At 75.1% G+C, this 1,867-nt stretch carries 2 protein-coding genes; both read left to right on the top strand.

The genetic code is table 11. From position 1 onward, the window contains the following. Nucleotides 1-143: 143 nt before the first annotated feature. A complete protein-coding gene (locus tag ACJOT3_RS34360; protein WP_406977305.1) occupies nt 144-923 on the top strand; it encodes a pyrimidine reductase family protein in 780 nt (259 codons plus the stop codon). A gap of 163 nt (nt 924-1,086) precedes the next feature. Continuing rightward, the gene (locus ACJOT3_RS34355; RefSeq protein WP_406977304.1) at nt 1,087-1,851 is read left to right on the top strand and encodes a GntR family transcriptional regulator; all 765 of its coding nucleotides are present in this window, start codon (nt 1,087-1,089) and stop codon (nt 1,849-1,851) included. Nucleotides 1,852-1,867 lie beyond the last annotated feature (16 nt).

Raw genomic sequence — 1,867 nt, 5'->3', positions numbered from 1 at the left:
GGGGCCACCGGCCGTGCCGGGGCCGAACGGCGTCGCGGGGACCGTGCGGGCGGGCGGCGGCACGGGACCGTGCGGGGCGCGGCCGGCGACACGGGCCCGAGCGGAACGGCCCCGCCCCCGCGCAGGCCCTACGCTGGTGCACCATGGTCGGCAACGATGCGCACCCGGTGTTCCGCGAGCTCCTCCCCTCCCCCGGCGGGGAGGTGGACCTGGCCGCCGCCTACGCCCACCCGGTCGGGCTGGACCGCCCGTGGATCCGGGCCAACATGGTGGCCAGCGTCGACGGCGGGGCCATCGGGCCCTCCGGGCGCAGCCGCGACCTGTCCTCGCCCGCCGACCGCCGGGTGATGGGCATCCTGCGCGGCCTGTGCGACGTGGTGCTGGTGGGCGCGCAGACCGCGCGCGTGGAGGATTACGGCCCCGTCAAGGACCGGGCCTCCTGGGCGGCGCTGCGCGCCGGGCGCCCGGCGACCCCGCACGTCGCCGTCGTCTCGCGCACCCTGGACCTGCCCGACCACCTGCTCACCGACGCGCCCCCGCACGCCCGCACCATCGTGTTCACCGTCGCCTCGGCCCCCGCCGAGCGCCAGAAGCACGTGGCCCGCCACGCCGACCTGGAGGTCGTCGACGGGGAATCGGTCACTCCCGTCCACATCGTCAACGCCCTGGCCGGCCGGGGCCTGTACCGCGTCCTCACCGAGGGCGGCCCGCACCTGCTGGCCGAGTTCACCGCGTCCGGGCTGCTGGACGAGCTGTGCCTGACGCTGAGCCCGCACCTGCTGGGCGCCGGGGCGCCGCGCATCGTCGCCGGCGGGCCGGGCACCCCGGGGGCGCCCGAATTCGTCTCCGTGCAGAGCACGCCCGTGCGGATGGCGCACCTGCTGACCGCCGACGACACCCTGTTCGCGCGCTACGTGCGCTGACGGCGCAGGCCGCGGTCCCTGACCATAACCGGTCGGTTTCGGCCACCACTCAATCACGCATGAACCTTCCCGCAACCGGACATACCCGTGATGTGCCACCCAGTGGACACAACGCATCAGCGGGGCTGACCGGGCCTGGCCCCCGGCCGAGAGGAAGAACGTGGTGCCGACGTCCGAAAACGGACCCCCTCCACCGGTCTACAGGGAGATAGCGGAGGAACTACGCGAGCAGATCCGTTCCGGGCGGTTCGCCGACGGCGACCGCCTCCCCGGGGAGAACGTCCTCATGGAGCGCCACGGCGTAGCGCGGGCGACCGCGCGCCAAGCGCTCTCCGTGCTCATCAACGAGGGGCTGGCCGTGGCCGTGCGCGGCTCGGGCGTCTACGTGCGCCTGTTCCGCCCGGTACGAAGACACGGGGCCCGACGCCTGGCCCGGGAGCTGTGGGGCACCGGCCGGGCCATCTGGCAGACCGACAGCGCCGACCGCGGTTACGAGGTGGACCGCCTCCAGGTGGAGGAGGCCGCCGCCCGCGACCACGTGGCCCGGATCCTGGGGGTGGCCGAGGGCGAGCCGGTCCTGACGCGCTCGCGGCGCTACCTCGTGGACGGCCGCCCCGTCCAGACCGCCGTCTCGCACCTGCCGCTGTCCGTGGTGGGCGACGAGCCGCGGTTCCGCGAACACGACACCGGACCCGGCGGGATCTACGCGCGGCTGGCCGAACGGGGGCTGGCCCCGGCGCGCTTCACCGAGGAGATCCGGGTCCGTATGCCCACGCCCGAGGAGACCGACGCCCTGACCCTGGCGCCGGGGACGCCGGTGCTGGAGGTGGCGCGCACCGCGCTGACCGCCGAGCACCGCCCCGTGGAGTTCAACGCGATCACGATGGACGGCTCGGCCTACGTCCTGCAGTACGACTTCGAGGCCTGACCGGTCCGACCCCGCC

The organism is Nocardiopsis protaetiae (assembly GCF_045446735.1).
GTDB lineage: Bacteria > Actinomycetota > Actinomycetes > Streptosporangiales > Streptosporangiaceae > Nocardiopsis > Nocardiopsis protaetiae.
The sequence above is the reverse complement of the archived record's forward strand: the minus strand, read 5'-3'. Positions and strand labels throughout refer to the sequence as shown.

Coding starts and splice junctions, on each gene's coding strand:
- ACJOT3_RS34360 (WP_406977305.1), top strand. CDS start 144: ATGGTCGGCAACGATGCGCACCCGGTGTTCCGCGAGCTCCTCCCCTCC.